The following is a 15,132-nucleotide window of genomic DNA, read 5'->3' on the forward strand; positions in this document are numbered from 1 at the left end:
CGGGTCACTCCGATACCGCGACGCGATTTTCCAGTTCGTCGAGACGGCCGTCGATCACTCGCCGGGCGTTCCCGGCCACGATGTCGGCCAGCCGGTCGTGATAGGCCGGCGTGCGCCCGGCGCTGTGGGGCGTGATCTGGACGTTCCCGAAGTTCCAGAGCGGGTGGTCTTCGGGGAGCGGTTCGGGATCGGTCACGTCCAGCGCCGCACCGCGGATACCGCCACTGCGGAGCATGGCGACCAGCGCGTCGGTGTCGACGACGCCGCCGCGAGCGACGTTGACCAGCACCGCGTCGGTCGGGAGCGCGTGCAACGCGGCCTCGTCGATCAGGTCCTCCGTCTCGTCGGTCAGGGGGCAGGCGAGGACGACGTACTCCGACCGGGCGAGCGCGTCGTGCAGGTCGTCGTAGCCGACGACCTCGTCACAGGGACCGCCCTTCTCGGGTGAGTGACGGACGCCGACGGTCTCGACGCCGAACGGGGCCAGTCGCTCCGCGATCCCGGTCCCGATAGCACCCAGCCCGACGATAGTGACGGTACTGCCGGCGAGTTCACCGGGATCGGCGACGCGCCACTCCCGGCGCTCCTGTCGCCGCCAGGCGTCGTGGAGCCCTCGCGCGAACGTCAGGACGAACCCGACGGCCTGTTCGGCGACGTTCGGCACGTGGACACCGCCGGCGGTCGTCACCGCCACGTCGTGGGTGGCGAGGTCGGCGAGCGGCAGGTGATCGTACCCGGCGTAGGTACAGGCGAACAGTTCCAGCTCCGGCGCGTCGGCGAGCAGATCGGGATCGACGGTCGGCCCGACCAGCACCCTCGCGTTCGCCACCTGTTCCCGGGGTGGATTCGGTGTCGTCGCCTCTCTGACCGTCCAGTCCGGGAGGCGGCCGCGGAGCGCGGTCGCGAGGTCGGCCGGGGACAGGCCGTTGAACTTCTCGCCGAGGATCAGCAGGTCCCGGCTCGGGTCGTCCGGTCGCGTCATGGTCGGGGTGGCGGTACCGGCAGATAAAAGTCTGGGGGCGAGCGGGCCCGTGACGCGTTTCGCGGTCGCCGGAAACCAGCTCGCAGGACCGTCCGACGCCGTCGAGAACCCGAACCAGCTCGAGTCCGGTAGTATTCGAACCGGATAAACTGAACGAAACGGATCGAACGGTCGCCCTACTTGATTGTATTGCCCTGTGGCATCGGAGATATGGACACGTGGGGAAACCGCGTCGTGCTCGTCGCCATGGGAGACGAGTCGCGGCGGCGAACCTATCAGGAGTGGCTCGGCGAGGAGTACAACGTCTGGACTGCCGCGGGCAGGCTCGACGTCTACGAGAAGGTCGGCACCGCCGTCGACGTCGTTCTCGCGGACGAGGCACTACTCGAACGCGACGGTCTCGGTGCGGGCACGTTCCGGGACGCGACCGACGGGTGCCGGGTCGTCCTGCTCGACGGCGGCGCCCCGGGACTGGACCCCGATCTGACGATGCTCGATCCAGACCCCGAACGGCTCGCAGGTACGACCGAGCGCCTGTTGGTCGAGACCGCCTGTGAACGCTTGCTCGCGGAATCGGCGACGTTGGCCGAACGGAAAGCCCGGCTGGAGCGGGAACTCGACGCGCCCTCCCGAAACGCGGTGGAGGAGTATCGCGTGGCTCGCGAGCGGTTTCAGGAACTCAGCCGGCGGCTCGACGATCTCGTCCAGCGGGCCGAATTCGACTGGTCGGCGCTGTTCGACCGCCGCGTGGCAGGCGACGGGGCCGGCGAGTTGACGGTCGGTCGCGCCGTCGAATGAACGGCATTTAACTCCCTTCAGCGCAGGCTACCGGGTATGCAACAGGTGGACGTGGCGATCGTCGGCGGCGGCCCGGCCGGGTCGTCGGCTGCGTACGAGGCCGCGGTGCAGGGTGCCGAGACGGTCGTCGTCGAGAAGGGGGTTCCGCGAGCGGATCGCGAAGGGTTGGGACCCGACTCGACGGACGCCGCGGGAATGCTCGACTACTGGGTCGACATCATGGACTTCCGACCCGAGGAGATCCCCGACGACATCATCCTCAGCGACCTCGACGGCGCTTCCTTCATCGGCCCCAACGAGTCGGTGACGATCCGTGACACGGGCATCGACGCGACCTATCCCGAGTTCGGGTTCGCCTTCCACCGCGCCCGGTTCGACGACTGGCTCCGCGAGCGGGCCGAGTCGGCCGGCGCGACCTACCGTATCGGCACGTCGGTCTCGGACGTGACCACCGACATGACCGGCGGGCACACCCACGAGATCGAACTGTCCGAGGGCGAGAACGTCGAGGCGCGCTACCTGATCCTCGCGGACGGTCCCCAGCGGACCGTCACGACCGACGCCGTCGACCAGTTCCTCCCCCACGACCACAGCGTCCGTGACTACCTCGACTCGAACATCGCCAACCACATCGCCTACCAGGAACACCGGAAGGTGCCAGAGGAACTGTTCGACGAAGGCCTGCTGAAGTTCTGGTGGGGCGTCATGCCCGGTCACACGGCCTATCCGTGGATCTTCCCGAACGACGACAACGTCGCCCGCATCGGGCTGACGATGCCCATCGGGATGGACCTCGCGGACGTACAGAACCCGCAGGACTACGCGCTGCTCGACTCCGACGACGAGCAGATCCCGCCGGGCCGGGTGTACGTCCGTCGCCTGCTGGAGCGGGAGTACCCCGAGTACGACATCGAGGAGGACTTCCCGCTCGTCGAAGACCGGGGGAAGCGAAAGGGCACCGAGGCCTACCCGATCTCCTCGACTCGCCCCATCGAGTCCCCGACCGAGGCCGGCGTCGCCGTCGTCGGCGGCGCGATGGGCGCGACCTCCGCGTTCCACGAGGGTGGCGACCACGTGGCCGTCCGGACCGGGAAGATCGCCGGCCAACTCGCCGGCCAGGGCCGCCTCGACCGCTACAACCGGGAGTGGAAACGCGCAATCGGCGAGGAGGTCCGGCGCAACGTCGCGCTGGCGGACATGGTGCGGGGCTGGGAGCCCGACGACTGGGACGACACCTTCCGACTGGTGGACAACATGCTCAATCGCGGCGAGTACTCGCCGACACAGGCCCTCGGGTCCGGTCTGAGCGGCATCCGACTGGTCGCGGAGTACAAACTCCGGAAGCTCAGCCTCGGCTCCGGCCGCTACGTCCAGTTGCGCCAGGACGACTACCTGTTCTAGCGCGACAGTCTCTTACCGGGCGGTCGTCTATCTTCGCCTGCGTGCCTCTAGTCCCCGCCCGAGCACACCCGTCAGGGCGCGATGACCGCGCGGAGAACCCGGGCACGCGACAGTCGACTGGCGGCCACGAGTCGCCTCGGTATTCGGTGGCCCTGCGGGCCACCCGCTCGACGGCTAACGCCGTCTCGCAATTCGGAGGCTCTGACGAGCCTCCCAGCGCTCGCGGCTGACGCCGCTCGCGTATGCTGGTGGCCATAGGCCACCCACCCGGCACGAGGGTTTCCCGACTGACAGGGCACACCGCCCCGGATGATGTCGGTCGTTAGTGTTCCGGGTGTACATTTCCTGACCGTCTGAGCGACGGCTTGGAGGTGCCCCGTCGAAACGACCGGTGCCCCACTCGGCCGTCGGATCACGGTGGCTGACCGGCGACGCTCGCGCCTTCCGGAGAATGTTGCTCCATCCTATGTCGCTGTCGAGTCGAGAGGTTCGTCCGGCGAACGGGATTTCAGGGGCTGCTGCCAGCGGTTCACGGTGTGCCATCTATCCTCGACTGGACCCCGTTCTTACAGGCAAGTGGGGATGGATAAGGTCGGAGCGAGTACGGACGACGACCGACGAGTCGAGACCGCTCGTCAGTTTATCCATGGGTACGAGCAACACGCAACTCGACGTGGCACAGTTCCTCGCGAACCTGCGGGCGTTCCGGTACCGGGAGGTGATGATGGTCTTTGCGACGGCGATGGTCGTCGCCGGGTCGGTCGTCTTCTTCCCGGGTATGGACAGCGTCACCAAAGGCCTCCAGTCGGACGTTTCCGGTGGTCTGCTCGCCGCCTTCGTCCTCGTGGCGGTCGTCGCGGGCGCGGTCAAGGGCATGATCGGTTTCGGGTACGCACTGATCACGACGCCGATCTTCGCGACGGTCATCGACCCGACGCTGGCGGTCGTGGTCCTCGCGATCCCCCCGTGGATGCTCAACATGTTCCAGATCGGCGAGACGGACACGGGTCTGGCGTTCGTCCGTGAGGAGTGGGCGTTGCTGTCCCTCGCAGTGGTCGGATCGGTCGTCGGCGTGGTCTTTCTCGCGGAGTTCAGCGCCGGCCCCATCGTCCCGTTCCTGATCGGGCTGGTAATCTTCGGCTACGTCGTCTTCCAGGTCGTCCAGAACTTCGTGACGGTCCAGGAGGCCCATCACCCGGTGGCGCTCGGGTCGGCCGGATTCCTCGAAGGGTTCCTGCTGGCGGTGGCCAACCTCGGGCCGCTCCTGCCGGCGTACTTCCACACCTTCGAGCGCGACGTGGAGCGGTACATCGGCGGGCTCTCGATGGTGCTGGCGACGATCTTCTCCGTCCGGATCGTCCAGATGACGCTTTTCACGGAGCTGATGACGACCTATCGGCTCTGGCTCGGGTCGGTCATCGCCGTCGTCACCGTCGTCGGCCTGCTGATCGGGACCTACCTCCGGCGACTGGAGATCGACGAGGCGAAGTTCAACTGGTTCGTCGTCGCGCTGCTGTTCGTGATCTCGCTCAACATCTTCCGGAACACGATTCCGGCGCTGTTTTTCTGACCCGGCGGCGCCTCACTCGTTGCGCGTCGCCAGCCACTCCTCGATACGCTCGTCCAGCGCCCCGAACATGTCGTTGAGGTGGGCGGTGCCCCAGGTCGCGACGAGTACCGCACCCACCGAGTCGAACACCAGATCCAGCATCGTGTCTTCCAGCCCGTACTGGGTGAGGAAGGTGCCGATCCCGAACACGGCCGTGATCTCGGTGAGCAGGAACTCCAGCACTTCCCAGAGGACGCCGAAGGCCAGGACGAACAGCAGGATGAACACGAACATGAACTTCGGCGGGAGGACGACGCCGTCGGCGTGTTCGTCGAACGAGCGCGCGGTGGCGTAGCCGACGGCGGCCACGACCGAGGCCGACAGGCCGTGCGTGAGGTGGTCCCACCACCAGATCGACTGGTAAAAGGAGAGGTCCGACCAGGGCAGGCCGAGCGTCCCCAGCGCGTGCAGGAAGACGGCCGTCGTGATCCACAGCGTCAGCGCCGGGTCCATCGGAAGCCCGAAGTCCCGCTCCAGCACGGGCGGGAGCTGGGTGACTACCAGCGCGATAACCGTGTTGACGACGACACCCGGACCACCGCGGTAGAGGCCGACCAGGAGGATACCGACCAGCAGAACCTCCATCGCCCACGAGAGGCGGGCCTGGGTCCGGGTCGAGATGCCGACAACGTCGCGGAGTCTCACGAGAGATCGACCCCCTCGGGAACGCGGTCGCGCGGCCGGACCTGCCGCCGCACGTAGAACACGTACACCAGGCCGGCGATGGTACCGGCGGTCGCCGAGCCGACGAATTCGAGCATCAGCGCGTGCTCGGAGGCGAGAAAGCCCGTGCCAAAGAGACCGTCGGCGGTCCAGCGGGCGACAGCCCAGACGCCGGCCGTCGCGAGCGTCGTGACGACGACGAACAGCGCGCCGAATCCCTCGTTCATCTCGACGGGCGTGAATCCGTCGAGGTCGACGGCTACCAGCAGGGAAAGCGCCGCGACCGAGACGTAGCGAGCGGTGTTTTGGGCCTGCCCAGTCAGCAACTCGACCGCGAACAGGTGGCCCAGAACCGGCGCGGTCGCCAGCACGACGACCTCCCACGGCGGCATCACCCAGACCGAACGTAACTGCAGGGCCGGCAGCAGCGCGATGAGTGCGACGGCAGCGCTAAAGGCCGTCCAGAGCAGGTTCCCGGTCACCACACTCGCCAGGCTCGTGACCAGCACCAGACCGACGAACACCCACGCCAGAACCGCGTTCCCCCGACGGCTCCGGAGGAGTCGGCTCAGTCCCACCTCGTCCATACCACCGGAATACGGCGTCCTGGTGTGAAACGTTATCGGCTCAAACCAGGAGATACGCGAGCGTGTAACCCGCGGCGGCCAGCGTCACGGCTGCCAGCCCGGTCGCCAGCGCGGTCGGCCAGTCCGAGAGAGTGGGTCGGAACCGCCCCAACGGGGACCGCCCCATCCGTCCACCCGGGGCCCCGACGACGCCGACCGACGCCAACGGCAGGATCGAGAACACGAACGGGTAGGACGTCGAGAGGGTGGGAGCCGGTATCGCCAGCGCCGCCGCCGCGTAGCCAGCCCCGAGACCGGCCCGGGGGCTGAGGTGGTCGCGAAAACGCCGGTCGGTGAGGGTAAAGAGCGCGTAGGCGGCCAGCCAGATCGTCGCCAACTCGACCGTGAACGCGCCCAGCAGGTGCATAGTCGGGTCGGGGTGGAGCGTCACCCGCTCGGCGAAGACGGTCACGTCGAACGGGTAGAGCATCGCCGGGGGTTCGCCGGTGAACAGGTCGCCGAAGGGGTGGGTCGCGAGTCCGATCAGGGCCGTCGTCCCGACGAGCCGGGCGTCGACGCCGCGTCTGGCGGCACCGAGTGCGACCGCGAGACCGGCCAGACAGAACACGGCGACGATGACGGCCGCGAGTCCACCGCTGACGACGGCCGCGGTGAGGACCAGTCCGACGAGCAGTGCGCCCCCGACAGTCACGGCGGCCAGCCGAGTGCGAGCGGTGGCCATCGAGCGGTACCGAACCGCCAACAGGCCGTACGCGAGCGCCGCGACCCCACCGAGGACCAGCGAGTGAGTCACCGTGCGGTGGACGACGGCGCTGGCGTTCCAGAACGCCTCGGAGGCGTCGAGGAGGCCGTTTGCCCCGCCGAGGAGGCCGATGGGAGCGTACACCATGTCCACGTCCGGCACGGTCGCGAACGCGCCAGCGAGGACGCCGAGCCACAGCGCACGCTCGCGCGACCACCCGACGGCGTGGCCGCCGAGGGCGACGAGGGCGAACGCGAACAGTCCGTGACCCAGAAACATCGACCGACTTTCGTGACGAGCGTATTTAAGTGACACGTGGCACACTCTCACTCGGCACTCTCTACCGGTCGTTCGGCAGTGCCTACTCCGCGTTCGGCGCTGCCCCATGACAACTGTTCTCTCACACTACTTTTGGTGGTGTCTCTCACAACGAACAGGTATGGACAGACCGAGGGTTGGGGAACTGTCGCCGCCGGACAGGCTGTTGATGGGCCCCGGGCCCAGTGACGTACACCCCCGCGTGTTGCGGTCGATGAGTACGCCGCTCGTGGGCCATCTCGACCCCGCGTTCGTCGACATCATGGACGACGTTCAGGACCTGTTGCGGTACGTCTTCCGGACGGACAACCAGTGGACCATCCCGGTGAGCGGGACCGGGTCCGCGTCGATGGAGGCCGCCGTCGCCAACCTCACCGAACCCGGCGACACGGTCCTCGTTCCGGGCAACGGCTACTTCGGCGAGCGGATGGCCGCGATGGTCGAGCGCGCCGGCGGGGAGGCGGTCTTCGTCGAGGCACCGTGGGGCGAACCGCTCGACCCGGCCGCCGTCGAGGAAGCCTTCGACCGCCACCAGCCCGACATCTTCGGGTTCGTCCACGCGGAGACGAGTACCGGCACCCTCCAGCCGAACGTCCCCGAACTGACCGACATCGCCCACGAACACGACGCGCTCGTGATCGCCGACACCGTCACGTCCCTCGGTGGCGTCGAGTTGCGTGTCGACGAGTGGGGGATCGACGCCGCCTACTCCGCGAACCAGAAGTGTCTCTCCTCGCCGCCGGGTGCCAGCCCGCTCACGCTCAACGACCGGGCCATGGACAAGGTGCTGGCTCGCGAGACGCCGGTGCGGTCGTGGTATCTCGACCTCTCCTTGCTCCAGGAGTACTGGGGCGACGAACGAGCGTATCACCACACCGCGCCGATCACGAACGTCTACGCGCTCCGGGAAGCCCTCAGACTGGTCGCCGAGGAGGGGATCGAGACCCGCTGGGCGCGTCACCGCCGTATGGCCGGGGCGCTCAAGGCCGGCGTGGAGGCGATGGGGCTGGAACTCAATCCCGAAGACGACTGGTGGCTCCCGAGTCTGAACGCCGTGCGACTGCCCGCGGGCGTGGACGACGGGACAGTCATCGACGCGCTGCTGGAGGAGTACGGCATCGAGATCGCCGGCGGCCTGGGCGACCTCTCGGGAGACATCCTCCGCATCGGCTGTATGGGTCACAGCGCCCGCGAGGAGAACGTGCTGGCGCTGGTGAGTGCCCTCGGCAACACGCTCGAAGTACTCGACGCGGACGTGGACGCGGATGCGGGCGCGAGTGCCGCCCGCCGGGCGCTCAAGCGCTGACGTTGGCGTCCGGGGCGTGACAGACCTCGTAGTCGCCGTTCTCCTCGATCCCGATGACCGCCCACTCGTAGTCGGGGTCACGGCGTTGCAATCGGTCGCGGACTTCCGCCGCCTTCTCCTGCCAGGTGACGAGACAGTGGAAATCGCCGGATTCCCGCGGCGTCGCCGGCTCGTCGACCGGTGTGACGTTTACGATCCGCCACTTTCGCTGTGCGCGTAACTCCCGTCCATCGCGTTCGACGACGTATCCCAGGTCGGTGAAAATGGCCTCTGCCTTCTCGGCTAGTGGCGTGGTAACAGTCGCCATCCACCTTGCGGTACTACTCGCGCTTGCTTAAGTGTATTCACTTGACAGGCCCGCAACAGATATCGCGGTCGAGATGGAGCTATGTGGCGGTTCGGCGACGCGAGCGTCGGTTCTCAGGCCGGGTCACTCGTGGGCGGCGTCCCACTCGTCGGCTTTGCGGATGTTACTGCAGACGTTGCACTGGATGCGTCCCATCGAGTCCATCGCGTTGTCGAACGTCTCACAGTTCGCACAGAAGTAACCCCAGCGGGCCTCGCGGTCACGGTCGGTGTAGACGACGAAGAAGGGGCCTTTCGACCCGCGCTCGGCTTCGTTACGGGCGACGTACAGCTGTTCTCCGTCCTCGGTCGTCCGGGCTTCCATGGCTCAAGTTGCGCGCTCCGGCCCTAAATCCCTGCCTCCTCGGCGCGGGCCGAAGGGGATTTGACCGCCGATAGCGTATTCGAGGCCGAATGCCGCCCCGCCTCCTCCACTATTCGGACGTGGAGAACGCCTACGACGACCCCGACCGCATCGGCCGCCTCGCCGGGCTCGTCCGGTCGCTTCGCGACGACGACACGCTGGTTCTGGGGACCGGTGACAACACTGCGCCGGGCGTCCTCTCGATGGTTTCGGAGGGCCGCCAGGCGCTGGATTTCTTCGCCGCCGTGGCACCCGACGCCGACACCTTCGGCAACCACGACTTCGACTACGGCCCCGACGCGATCGCCGAGATCGTCCGCGAGTCGCCACAGACCTGGGTGAGCGCGAACGTGGCGTGGGCCGACGGGTCCGAGGGCGAGGAAAACGCTTGCGACCGCTTCGGTCGCGAGGCCGGCGTGATCCCCTCGACTGTCGTCGCCGTCGACGGCGCGTCGGTCGGGCTGACCGGCGTCACAGAGCCGAAGACCGGATCGATGTGTCCCGGCGCGACCGGACTGGCCTTCACCGACCCGGTCGCCGCGGTCCGCCGGGAGACCGCCCGGCTCCGCGAGCAGGGGGTCGACGCCGTCGTGGTCCTCTCACACCTCGGGAGCGGCGACGACGAACTCGCTCGCGAGACCGACGTGGACGTGATCTTGGGCGGCCACGTCCACTCCCGCCGGGTCGAGCGCGTCGCCGACACACTGCTGACCCGCCCCGGCGCGAACGCGCGCGGCCTGCTTGAGATCGACCTCGACAGCGCGCCGTCGAGCGACGCCGTGACCGTCCACGACCCGGCCGACGCGCCGCTGGACGAGTCCGTCGCGGACGCCATGGACGCACGCCGCGCGGCGGCCGGGCTGGACGAGGTGGTCGGCCACGTCGACGAGCCGATCACGCGCGACCGGGCAGTGAAACACACCGGCGAGTGCCGCATCGGCAACTTCATCGCCGACGCCTACCGGTGGGCCGCCGACGCGGACGTGGGCCTGCAGAACTCCGGCGGTATCCGCGAGGGACCGCCACTCGCCGGCGACGTGACCGTCGCGGACCTCGTGAGTGTGGTCCCGTTCGACGAACCGGTGACCGTCGCGGAGCTGTCGGGCCAGGAACTCCGTCAGCTCTGTCGGGAGGCCGACGGCGAACACGTGCAGGCGGTGGCCGACCGCTGGCACGCCCACGTCAGCAGCGGCCTCATCATCAGACGGAACGGCAGCGGCGTGGAGTCCGTCCACCTGGACGGGATGCCGCTTTCGGCCGACGATACCTACACCGTCGCGACGACCGACTACCTCTTTCACACCGACCACGAGTTCCCGGTGCTGGACGAGCATCACCGCGTCGAGCGCCTGTCGACACAGTACGAGGTCCTGGCCGCGTACGCTCGCGAGCGCGGCATCGACCCGGCCGTCGAGGGCCGGATTCGACACGCCAGTGAGTGAGTGTCTCGCTCGGGAACGACCGGCAGGGCGGGTCTCCTTGCACCTGAGAGGGAAAGGTTGACACTACGGGCGGGCGTCGTCACGGACGATGACGCAGGTCGTCGTGCCGGTGCGCTATCCGCTCACCGAGCACTCCAGAGCCACGCTCGGTCGGGCAATCGAGATCGCACGGGAGGAAGCCGCCAGTCTGACAGTTCTCCACGTCAATCTCTACCACAACTCCCGGCGTATCTCCCGGAGCGAGCTGAAAAACGCCGTCGAGAACGCCTTCGGCGACCTGCCGGACGTGCGCTACGTCGTTCGGACGGGGATGCTGGTCGAGGAGACGATTCTCGAAGAAGTGGCCGACTCCCGGGCTGATATCGTCGTCATCGGGCGAAAACAGGCCAGCCGGTGGCGGCAGATGATCCGTCGCATCACCGACGATCCCGACATCGAGCGGTTCCTGCAGACCGAACTCGACGCGAAGATCGTGACGGTCTAACCGGTCGGTCCGGACCCGCCGGGCTCGTCGCGGTCCGTGTTCTCCCCGTTCAGTGCGTCGGGACCGGGGTCCGGACGGTGCGCGTCCGGTCCGGTTCGCCGCCGTGGCGGGCTGACCGACACGTCCATCTGGCCGCTGGTCTCGTCGAAGACCACGTGCTGGTGGGGGTAGGCGATCTCTACGTCCGCGTCTTCGAGGCGTCGCCACACGTTCGTCTGGACCTTCGATTTGGTCGCGAGCAGTTTGTACGGTTCAGAGAGCCAGTAGCGCAGTCGCAGGTGAACGCCGTGATCGCCGAACGTCTCGATGTAACACGTCGGCGCGGCCGGGTACCGGGCGCTACCGACCCGGATATCCGGCCCGCCCTCGATCACGCGGTCGACCTCTTTGGCCGCCCGCTCGATCAGGTCCCGCGCTTCGGGCAGGTCACCCTCGTAGGTGACGACGATGTCGAGCGTCTGCCGAGTCCGGGGGTCCTCCGCGGAGTAGTTGACCACGTCACGGGACCGGATCTCGCCGTTGGGGACCACCACGAAGGTGTTGTCCAGCGTCATGATCTTGGTGTACCGGAGCGTGATGTCGTCGACGAACCCTCGTTGCTGGGTGTCGACGATCTCGATCATGTCGCCGATCTCGTACGGCTGATCGGCCAACAGGAAGAACCCGCTGATGATACTGCCGACGATCGGGGCCAACACGACACCGATCGCGGCCGAGAATACGGCCACCGACAGGGTGATGTCGCCCAGACTCACGCCGTAGATCGGCAGGATCGCCAGAATCGCGAAGACGAAGATCCCGACGCGAATCGCCCGCAGGACCATCCGGGTGATGCTGGGTCGCCGGAACCGCCGGGAGATGCGGCGGCCGAACACCACCACGACGAGCCGTGAGGCGGCCCAGGCCAGTCCCAGAATCAGCAGGGTCGCGAGGATATCCAGCGCCCAGGGCGGCACCGGAAACGGGAGCCACGAGGTGGGCAGGAGGTTCTCGACCGACTGGCTCGTCGCGTTCGCGGCCGCCCGCGTCCCCTCGGCGGCCGCCGCCCCGCCCGGCGTCTCCGTCGGCACCTGTGTGGACACCTGGGCCACGGCGTCCCCGCCTGCCAGTCCGAGGTCCTGTGGCCCGCTCATATCTCCCCATCCCGTCCCGCTGACTTAAATACAGGGTTGTCGTTGGACCTCGAAAACCCGGGTCAACAGTCGACAACGTGCCCGCTGTATGTCACGATTATCCAGTATGCCAACAGGACTTTAGCCGTCGGGCGCGTAACGTCGGTGATGAGCTCTCCCGACCTTCGTGGGTCGCAGGTACCGGCAGACAGCGGCCGGACGCCCGGTCGCAGGAAGGCCGTGTTGTTCTGCCCGAACTGTGGCCACGAGAGCCTCGTCGGCGGCGACTGGATCGCCACCGACGATTATCTGACACGCACGCGACATCTGCGTTGTCCGGAGTGCTCGACGACGATCACGGACCGCCCGCTCCCGACCGACAGCGCCGCCAGCGACGCCCCGCGTGCCGACGCCATGGTGACTGGCCCGTTGAGCCGGACGGTCGAGACCGTCGCGCGCCTCTGGCAACACTCGATGCGCCACTGGATGGAGTGGTCACGCCGTGCCGACGCCTAGAACTCCCGGACGCCCTCGTCGGTGACGACCGTATCGAGCAGGCGCGTCGGCGTCGCGTCGTAGGCCGGGTTCTCGACGGTGAACCCCTCCGCGGGCTCCCGCATCACCTCGCTCGGCGAGCGAATCTCGTTCTCGAAGGCGAACCCGGCCTCGATGATCTTCGCACCGGACCCGACGACGGTCATGGGGACGCCCACGTCGCCGGCCGCCGCCGCGATGGGATACGTGCCGACCCGGTTGTACAGCGTGTCGTCGACGATGCAGGACATCCCGGTGACCACGCGGTCACACTCGTCGAGGAAGTGGCCGGCCGCGCCGTCGACGATGAGGTGGGGCTCCACGCGGTCGACGCCCGCGAGGACGCGTGCCGTCTTCCGACCCAGGTACCGCGGCCGGGCCTCGGTGACGTATACCTCCAGATGCTTGCCCTCCTGGGCGGCGAGTTCGACCGCTTCCAGCACGGTCGAGGAGTAGTCGTGCGTGAGGACGGTCATGCCGTCCTCGAAGACCTCCGCGCCGTTTTTCGCCGCCTCGCTTTTGGCGTTCTCGATGCGGTCGACCACGCGGTCGATCGCGTCCGCGAGAACGTCCTGTGCCTCGGCGACGGAGTCGGCGTCCGCGTCTTTGACTGCCGCCACGATGTCTCGCTGTGCGTTCTGGAGCGAGGCGTGGGAGGGGTTGGCTCGCTTGAGCGCGCTCGCGTTACGCTCCAGGGTCACGACGAACTCCTCGACCGTCGGGTACTCACCCTCGGTCAACTCCCGGAGGGCGGTGGCGGCCTTCACCGCCACGACCGACGAGGAGTGGGTTTGCATCTGCTCGATCTCCTCGACCGTCTCGTCTATCATATCAAAGCCGTCGGCTCCTCGGGGCAAGTACCTTTGCCATCGGGCACGTCTTCGGGCCGACGACCGGCCCCGATCTCGACTCGGTTACAGCGCCCCGCGCTCTGTCACCGTGAGGAACCAGCCGCCACGGCCGAGAAACGCGGTTGCCAAGACCGCGCTCGCCACGAGCGCGACGGCGATCCGGGTCTCGAAGCCCGACCAGAACGCGAGGATCAGGAACCCCGTGGCGACCGCGTTCATCGTGCCGAGGAAGACTTACCCGACCCCGACCGTCCGGAGCCACTCGGCCGGGTCCGTCCCGCGAACCGCACCGAACCCACCCCACAGCACCAGCCCGACACCGATCATCGGAATCCAGGTCACGGCCAGAAGCAGGCTGGTCGGGGTCAGGACAGCTCCCAGGACGGATCCGAGGACGGGGAGTAGCGCCGCTATCGCGAGTTCGATCCGTGTCACCTCCCAGCCGAAGTACCGACCGGCGAGCGCCCCTGCGGACACGTTCGGCCCATCGACGGACGCGCTCAAATTGGTTTCGGATAGCTAACCCGTCTCGCGGACAGGGTGTGGCCTATATTCTTCCGGCACGTACGGGGCGTATGGTCGACGTGACGTATCACTGCCCGTACTGCGGGGCGGTGACCGGTGTCGAGCGCGAGGGGTATCTCGACGACGACTGTGTGACCCGGGAACCCCTCGACGGCTGGGAGTACGCGAGTACGACCGCCGACGTGGACGACCGGGAGGCCGCCGACGGCATCGAGTTCGTCTGTCTCGGTGACCGTGGCGAGGGCGCGGCGGTCGGCGAAGGGGTCCCCGCGAGTACAGCCAGCGGGGGCTCGTCGGACCGCGGGTCTGACGGTGGTGCGAACGACCCCGATCCGGAAAAGGACGGCTGCGGCCGAACGTTCTACCTCAGCTTCCGGAAGTCCGAAGGGGGCGAGCGCGTCGAACACCGGACGCCCGACATCGACCCGCCGCGGTTCGACTTCCGTCCATGACCCGGGCCGAGAGCACGGGCTGGTTACCCCGAGCCGCCGGACTGAAACCGTCCGGGCCAGTACCGTGGGTATGACCGACGACACCGACGACTGGGCCGAGCGCCTCCGGGCCAACCGCGAGGAGAAAGACCGCTTTTTCGCCGACCACCGCCAGTCACCGATCCCACCCGCCGAGCGCGACGAGTTCGACGGTCTCGACTACTATCCGCCCGATCCGGACTACCGCGTCACGGCCACGGTCACCGTCCACGACGAACCGGAGCCGGTCGAGATGGACACGACCGAAGGCCGGACAGTCCGGTACCTGCGGATCGTCACCTTCGAGTTCGAACTCGACGGTGCGTCCCACGAACTCCACGGCTACCGACAGGAGACCGACGATAAGGGCATCTTCGTCCCGATCCGCGACAAGACGACGGGACAGACGACCTACGAGAACGGCCGGTACATGGAACTGGAGCCCGACCGCGAACTGACCGACGGCGACGAGATCACGCTCGATTTCAACCTCGCGTACTCCCCGTTCTGCGCGTTCAGCGAGACCTTCGACTGCCCGCTCCCACCGGAGGAAAACTGGCTGGAGACGACCGTCGAGGCCGGCGAACGGGCTCCCTGAG

At 67.7% G+C, this 15,132-nt stretch carries 19 protein-coding genes; 9 read left to right on the forward strand and 10 right to left on the reverse strand.

What is annotated here, in order from left to right:
- Positions 1-4: 4 nt before the first annotated feature.
- Entirely contained in the window at positions 5-982 is a 978-nt protein-coding gene (locus ACOZ4N_RS04015) for a D-2-hydroxyacid dehydrogenase (protein ID WP_424018653.1), read from the reverse strand.
- A 210-nt stretch (positions 983-1,192) separates the two neighbouring features.
- Here ACOZ4N_RS04015 and ACOZ4N_RS04020 point away from each other — a divergent pair, with 210 nt between their 5' ends.
- The 3 genes from ACOZ4N_RS04020 to ACOZ4N_RS04030 all read left to right on the forward strand — a co-directional run bounded on the left by ACOZ4N_RS04020 (position 1,193) and on the right by ACOZ4N_RS04030 (position 4,751).
- Complete coding sequence (locus tag ACOZ4N_RS04020) at positions 1,193-1,780, forward strand: hypothetical protein (protein WP_424018654.1); 588 nt, start codon at positions 1,193-1,195, stop codon at positions 1,778-1,780.
- 36 nt (positions 1,781-1,816) lie between these two features.
- Positions 1,817-3,181 (forward strand): NAD(P)/FAD-dependent oxidoreductase, encoded by a 1,365-nt coding sequence (locus tag ACOZ4N_RS04025; protein WP_424018655.1) that lies wholly within the window; start codon positions 1,817-1,819, stop codon positions 3,179-3,181.
- A gap of 646 nt (positions 3,182-3,827) precedes the next feature.
- Positions 3,828-4,751, forward strand: coding sequence for a TSUP family transporter (locus ACOZ4N_RS04030; RefSeq protein WP_424018656.1), 924 nt, complete (start codon positions 3,828-3,830; stop codon positions 4,749-4,751).
- 12 nt (positions 4,752-4,763) lie between these two features.
- On the opposite strand, the gene ACOZ4N_RS04035 is transcribed toward ACOZ4N_RS04030, so the two are convergent.
- The 3 genes from ACOZ4N_RS04035 to ACOZ4N_RS04045 are packed head-to-tail and all read right to left on the reverse strand — an operon-like array spanning position 4,764 to position 7,061.
- Complete coding sequence (locus ACOZ4N_RS04035; RefSeq protein ID WP_424018657.1) at positions 4,764-5,435, reverse strand: hypothetical protein; 672 nt, start codon at positions 5,433-5,435, stop codon at positions 4,764-4,766.
- A complete protein-coding gene (locus tag ACOZ4N_RS04040; protein WP_424018658.1) occupies positions 5,432-6,040 on the reverse strand; it encodes a hypothetical protein in 609 nt (202 codons plus the stop codon). The genes ACOZ4N_RS04035 and ACOZ4N_RS04040 overlap by 4 nt, the downstream gene beginning before the upstream one ends.
- 40 nt (positions 6,041-6,080) lie before the next feature.
- Positions 6,081-7,061: a metal-dependent hydrolase gene (locus ACOZ4N_RS04045; protein ID WP_424018659.1), complete on the reverse strand. Its 981-nt coding sequence runs from the start codon at positions 7,059-7,061 to the stop codon at positions 6,081-6,083.
- A 160-nt stretch (positions 7,062-7,221) separates the two neighbouring features.
- Between ACOZ4N_RS04045 and ACOZ4N_RS04050 the strand changes: the two genes are divergently transcribed.
- The gene (locus ACOZ4N_RS04050) at positions 7,222-8,406 is read left to right on the forward strand and encodes a pyridoxal-phosphate-dependent aminotransferase family protein (protein WP_424018660.1); all 1,185 of its coding nucleotides are present in this window, start codon (positions 7,222-7,224) and stop codon (positions 8,404-8,406) included.
- Here the strand turns inward: ACOZ4N_RS04050 and ACOZ4N_RS04055 are convergent.
- The gene (locus ACOZ4N_RS04055) at positions 8,396-8,713 is read right to left on the reverse strand and encodes a DUF7116 family protein (protein ID WP_424018661.1); all 318 of its coding nucleotides are present in this window, start codon (positions 8,711-8,713) and stop codon (positions 8,396-8,398) included. The two genes, ACOZ4N_RS04050 and ACOZ4N_RS04055, sit on opposite strands and share 11 nt — an antisense overlap.
- A 123-nt stretch (positions 8,714-8,836) precedes the next feature.
- Positions 8,837-9,076 carry a DUF5816 domain-containing protein gene (locus ACOZ4N_RS04060; RefSeq protein WP_424018662.1) on the reverse strand — a complete coding sequence of 80 codons (240 nt, stop codon included), beginning with the start codon at positions 9,074-9,076 and terminating at the stop codon, positions 8,837-8,839.
- A gap of 89 nt (positions 9,077-9,165) precedes the next feature.
- On the opposite strand from ACOZ4N_RS04060, the gene ACOZ4N_RS04065 reads away from it, so the two are divergent.
- Both ACOZ4N_RS04065 and ACOZ4N_RS04070 read left to right on the forward strand, forming a co-directional pair.
- Complete coding sequence (locus tag ACOZ4N_RS04065; protein ID WP_424018663.1) at positions 9,166-10,557, forward strand: bifunctional metallophosphatase/5'-nucleotidase; 1,392 nt, start codon at positions 9,166-9,168, stop codon at positions 10,555-10,557.
- An 88-nt stretch (positions 10,558-10,645) separates the two neighbouring features.
- Positions 10,646-11,041 carry a universal stress protein gene (locus tag ACOZ4N_RS04070; protein ID WP_424018664.1) on the forward strand — a complete coding sequence of 132 codons (396 nt, stop codon included), beginning with the start codon at positions 10,646-10,648 and terminating at the stop codon, positions 11,039-11,041.
- On the opposite strand, the gene ACOZ4N_RS04075 is transcribed toward ACOZ4N_RS04070, so the two are convergent.
- Positions 11,038-12,174: a mechanosensitive ion channel family protein gene (locus ACOZ4N_RS04075; RefSeq protein WP_424018665.1), complete on the reverse strand. Its 1,137-nt coding sequence runs from the start codon at positions 12,172-12,174 to the stop codon at positions 11,038-11,040. The genes ACOZ4N_RS04070 and ACOZ4N_RS04075 overlap by 4 nt on opposite strands.
- A 147-nt stretch (positions 12,175-12,321) precedes the next feature.
- Here ACOZ4N_RS04075 and ACOZ4N_RS04080 point away from each other — a divergent pair, with 147 nt between their 5' ends.
- Positions 12,322-12,669 carry a hypothetical protein gene (locus ACOZ4N_RS04080; protein WP_424018666.1) on the forward strand — a complete coding sequence of 116 codons (348 nt, stop codon included), beginning with the start codon at positions 12,322-12,324 and terminating at the stop codon, positions 12,667-12,669.
- Here ACOZ4N_RS04080 and ACOZ4N_RS04085 read toward each other — a convergent pair.
- From ACOZ4N_RS04085 to ACOZ4N_RS04095, 3 genes are all read right to left on the reverse strand, one after another.
- Positions 12,666-13,517 (reverse strand): translation initiation factor eIF-2B, encoded by an 852-nt coding sequence (locus ACOZ4N_RS04085; RefSeq protein ID WP_424018667.1) that lies wholly within the window; start codon positions 13,515-13,517, stop codon positions 12,666-12,668. The two genes, ACOZ4N_RS04080 and ACOZ4N_RS04085, sit on opposite strands and share 4 nt — an antisense overlap.
- Positions 13,518-13,601: 84 nt before the next feature.
- Positions 13,602-13,757 carry a hypothetical protein gene (locus tag ACOZ4N_RS04090; protein ID WP_424018668.1) on the reverse strand — a complete coding sequence of 52 codons (156 nt, stop codon included), beginning with the start codon at positions 13,755-13,757 and terminating at the stop codon, positions 13,602-13,604.
- Between the two features lie 15 nt (positions 13,758-13,772).
- A complete protein-coding gene (locus tag ACOZ4N_RS04095; RefSeq protein WP_424018669.1) occupies positions 13,773-14,015 on the reverse strand; it encodes a hypothetical protein in 243 nt (80 codons plus the stop codon).
- A 98-nt stretch (positions 14,016-14,113) separates the two neighbouring features.
- Between ACOZ4N_RS04095 and ACOZ4N_RS04100 the strand changes: the two genes are divergently transcribed.
- Together ACOZ4N_RS04100 and ACOZ4N_RS04105 are read left to right on the forward strand one after the other, a co-directional pair.
- Positions 14,114-14,515: a hypothetical protein gene (locus ACOZ4N_RS04100; protein WP_424018670.1), complete on the forward strand. Its 402-nt coding sequence runs from the start codon at positions 14,114-14,116 to the stop codon at positions 14,513-14,515.
- 70 nt (positions 14,516-14,585) lie between these two features.
- Complete coding sequence (locus ACOZ4N_RS04105) at positions 14,586-15,131, forward strand: DUF1684 domain-containing protein (RefSeq protein WP_424018671.1); 546 nt, start codon at positions 14,586-14,588, stop codon at positions 15,129-15,131.
- Position 15,132 lies beyond the last annotated feature (1 nt).

The sequence above is a fragment of the Halorientalis pallida genome (assembly GCF_049605515.1).
Lineage (GTDB): Archaea > Halobacteriota > Halobacteria > Halobacteriales > Haloarculaceae > Halorientalis > Halorientalis pallida_A.

What these genes read in the sequence shown, in the direction of transcription:
- ACOZ4N_RS04045 (WP_424018659.1), bottom strand. Translation starts at nt 7,061, where the DNA reads ATGTTTCTGGGTCACGGACTGTTCGCGTTCGCCCTCGTCGCCCTCGGC.
- ACOZ4N_RS04055 (WP_424018661.1), bottom strand. Translation starts at nt 8,713, where the DNA reads ATGGCGACTGTTACCACGCCACTAGCCGAGAAGGCAGAGGCCATTTTC.
- ACOZ4N_RS04065 (WP_424018663.1), top strand. Translation starts at nt 9,166, where the DNA reads ATGCCGCCCCGCCTCCTCCACTATTCGGACGTGGAGAACGCCTACGAC.
- ACOZ4N_RS04020 (WP_424018654.1), top strand. Translation starts at nt 1,193, where the DNA reads ATGGACACGTGGGGAAACCGCGTCGTGCTCGTCGCCATGGGAGACGAG.
- ACOZ4N_RS04075 (WP_424018665.1), bottom strand. Translation starts at nt 12,174, where the DNA reads ATGAGCGGGCCACAGGACCTCGGACTGGCAGGCGGGGACGCCGTGGCC.
- ACOZ4N_RS04060 (WP_424018662.1), bottom strand. Translation starts at nt 9,076, where the DNA reads ATGGAAGCCCGGACGACCGAGGACGGAGAACAGCTGTACGTCGCCCGT.
- ACOZ4N_RS04030 (WP_424018656.1), top strand. Translation starts at nt 3,828, where the DNA reads ATGGGTACGAGCAACACGCAACTCGACGTGGCACAGTTCCTCGCGAAC.
- ACOZ4N_RS04015 (WP_424018653.1), bottom strand. Translation starts at nt 982, where the DNA reads ATGACGCGACCGGACGACCCGAGCCGGGACCTGCTGATCCTCGGCGAG.
- ACOZ4N_RS04105 (WP_424018671.1), top strand. Translation starts at nt 14,586, where the DNA reads ATGACCGACGACACCGACGACTGGGCCGAGCGCCTCCGGGCCAACCGC.
- ACOZ4N_RS04090 (WP_424018668.1), bottom strand. Translation starts at nt 13,757, where the DNA reads ATGAACGCGGTCGCCACGGGGTTCCTGATCCTCGCGTTCTGGTCGGGC.
- ACOZ4N_RS04040 (WP_424018658.1), bottom strand. Translation starts at nt 6,040, where the DNA reads ATGGACGAGGTGGGACTGAGCCGACTCCTCCGGAGCCGTCGGGGGAAC.
- ACOZ4N_RS04025 (WP_424018655.1), top strand. Translation starts at nt 1,817, where the DNA reads ATGCAACAGGTGGACGTGGCGATCGTCGGCGGCGGCCCGGCCGGGTCG.
- ACOZ4N_RS04085 (WP_424018667.1), bottom strand. Translation starts at nt 13,517, where the DNA reads ATGATAGACGAGACGGTCGAGGAGATCGAGCAGATGCAAACCCACTCC.
- ACOZ4N_RS04050 (WP_424018660.1), top strand. Translation starts at nt 7,222, where the DNA reads ATGGACAGACCGAGGGTTGGGGAACTGTCGCCGCCGGACAGGCTGTTG.
- ACOZ4N_RS04100 (WP_424018670.1), top strand. Translation starts at nt 14,114, where the DNA reads ATGGTCGACGTGACGTATCACTGCCCGTACTGCGGGGCGGTGACCGGT.
- ACOZ4N_RS04080 (WP_424018666.1), top strand. Translation starts at nt 12,322, where the DNA reads ATGAGCTCTCCCGACCTTCGTGGGTCGCAGGTACCGGCAGACAGCGGC.
- ACOZ4N_RS04070 (WP_424018664.1), top strand. Translation starts at nt 10,646, where the DNA reads ATGACGCAGGTCGTCGTGCCGGTGCGCTATCCGCTCACCGAGCACTCC.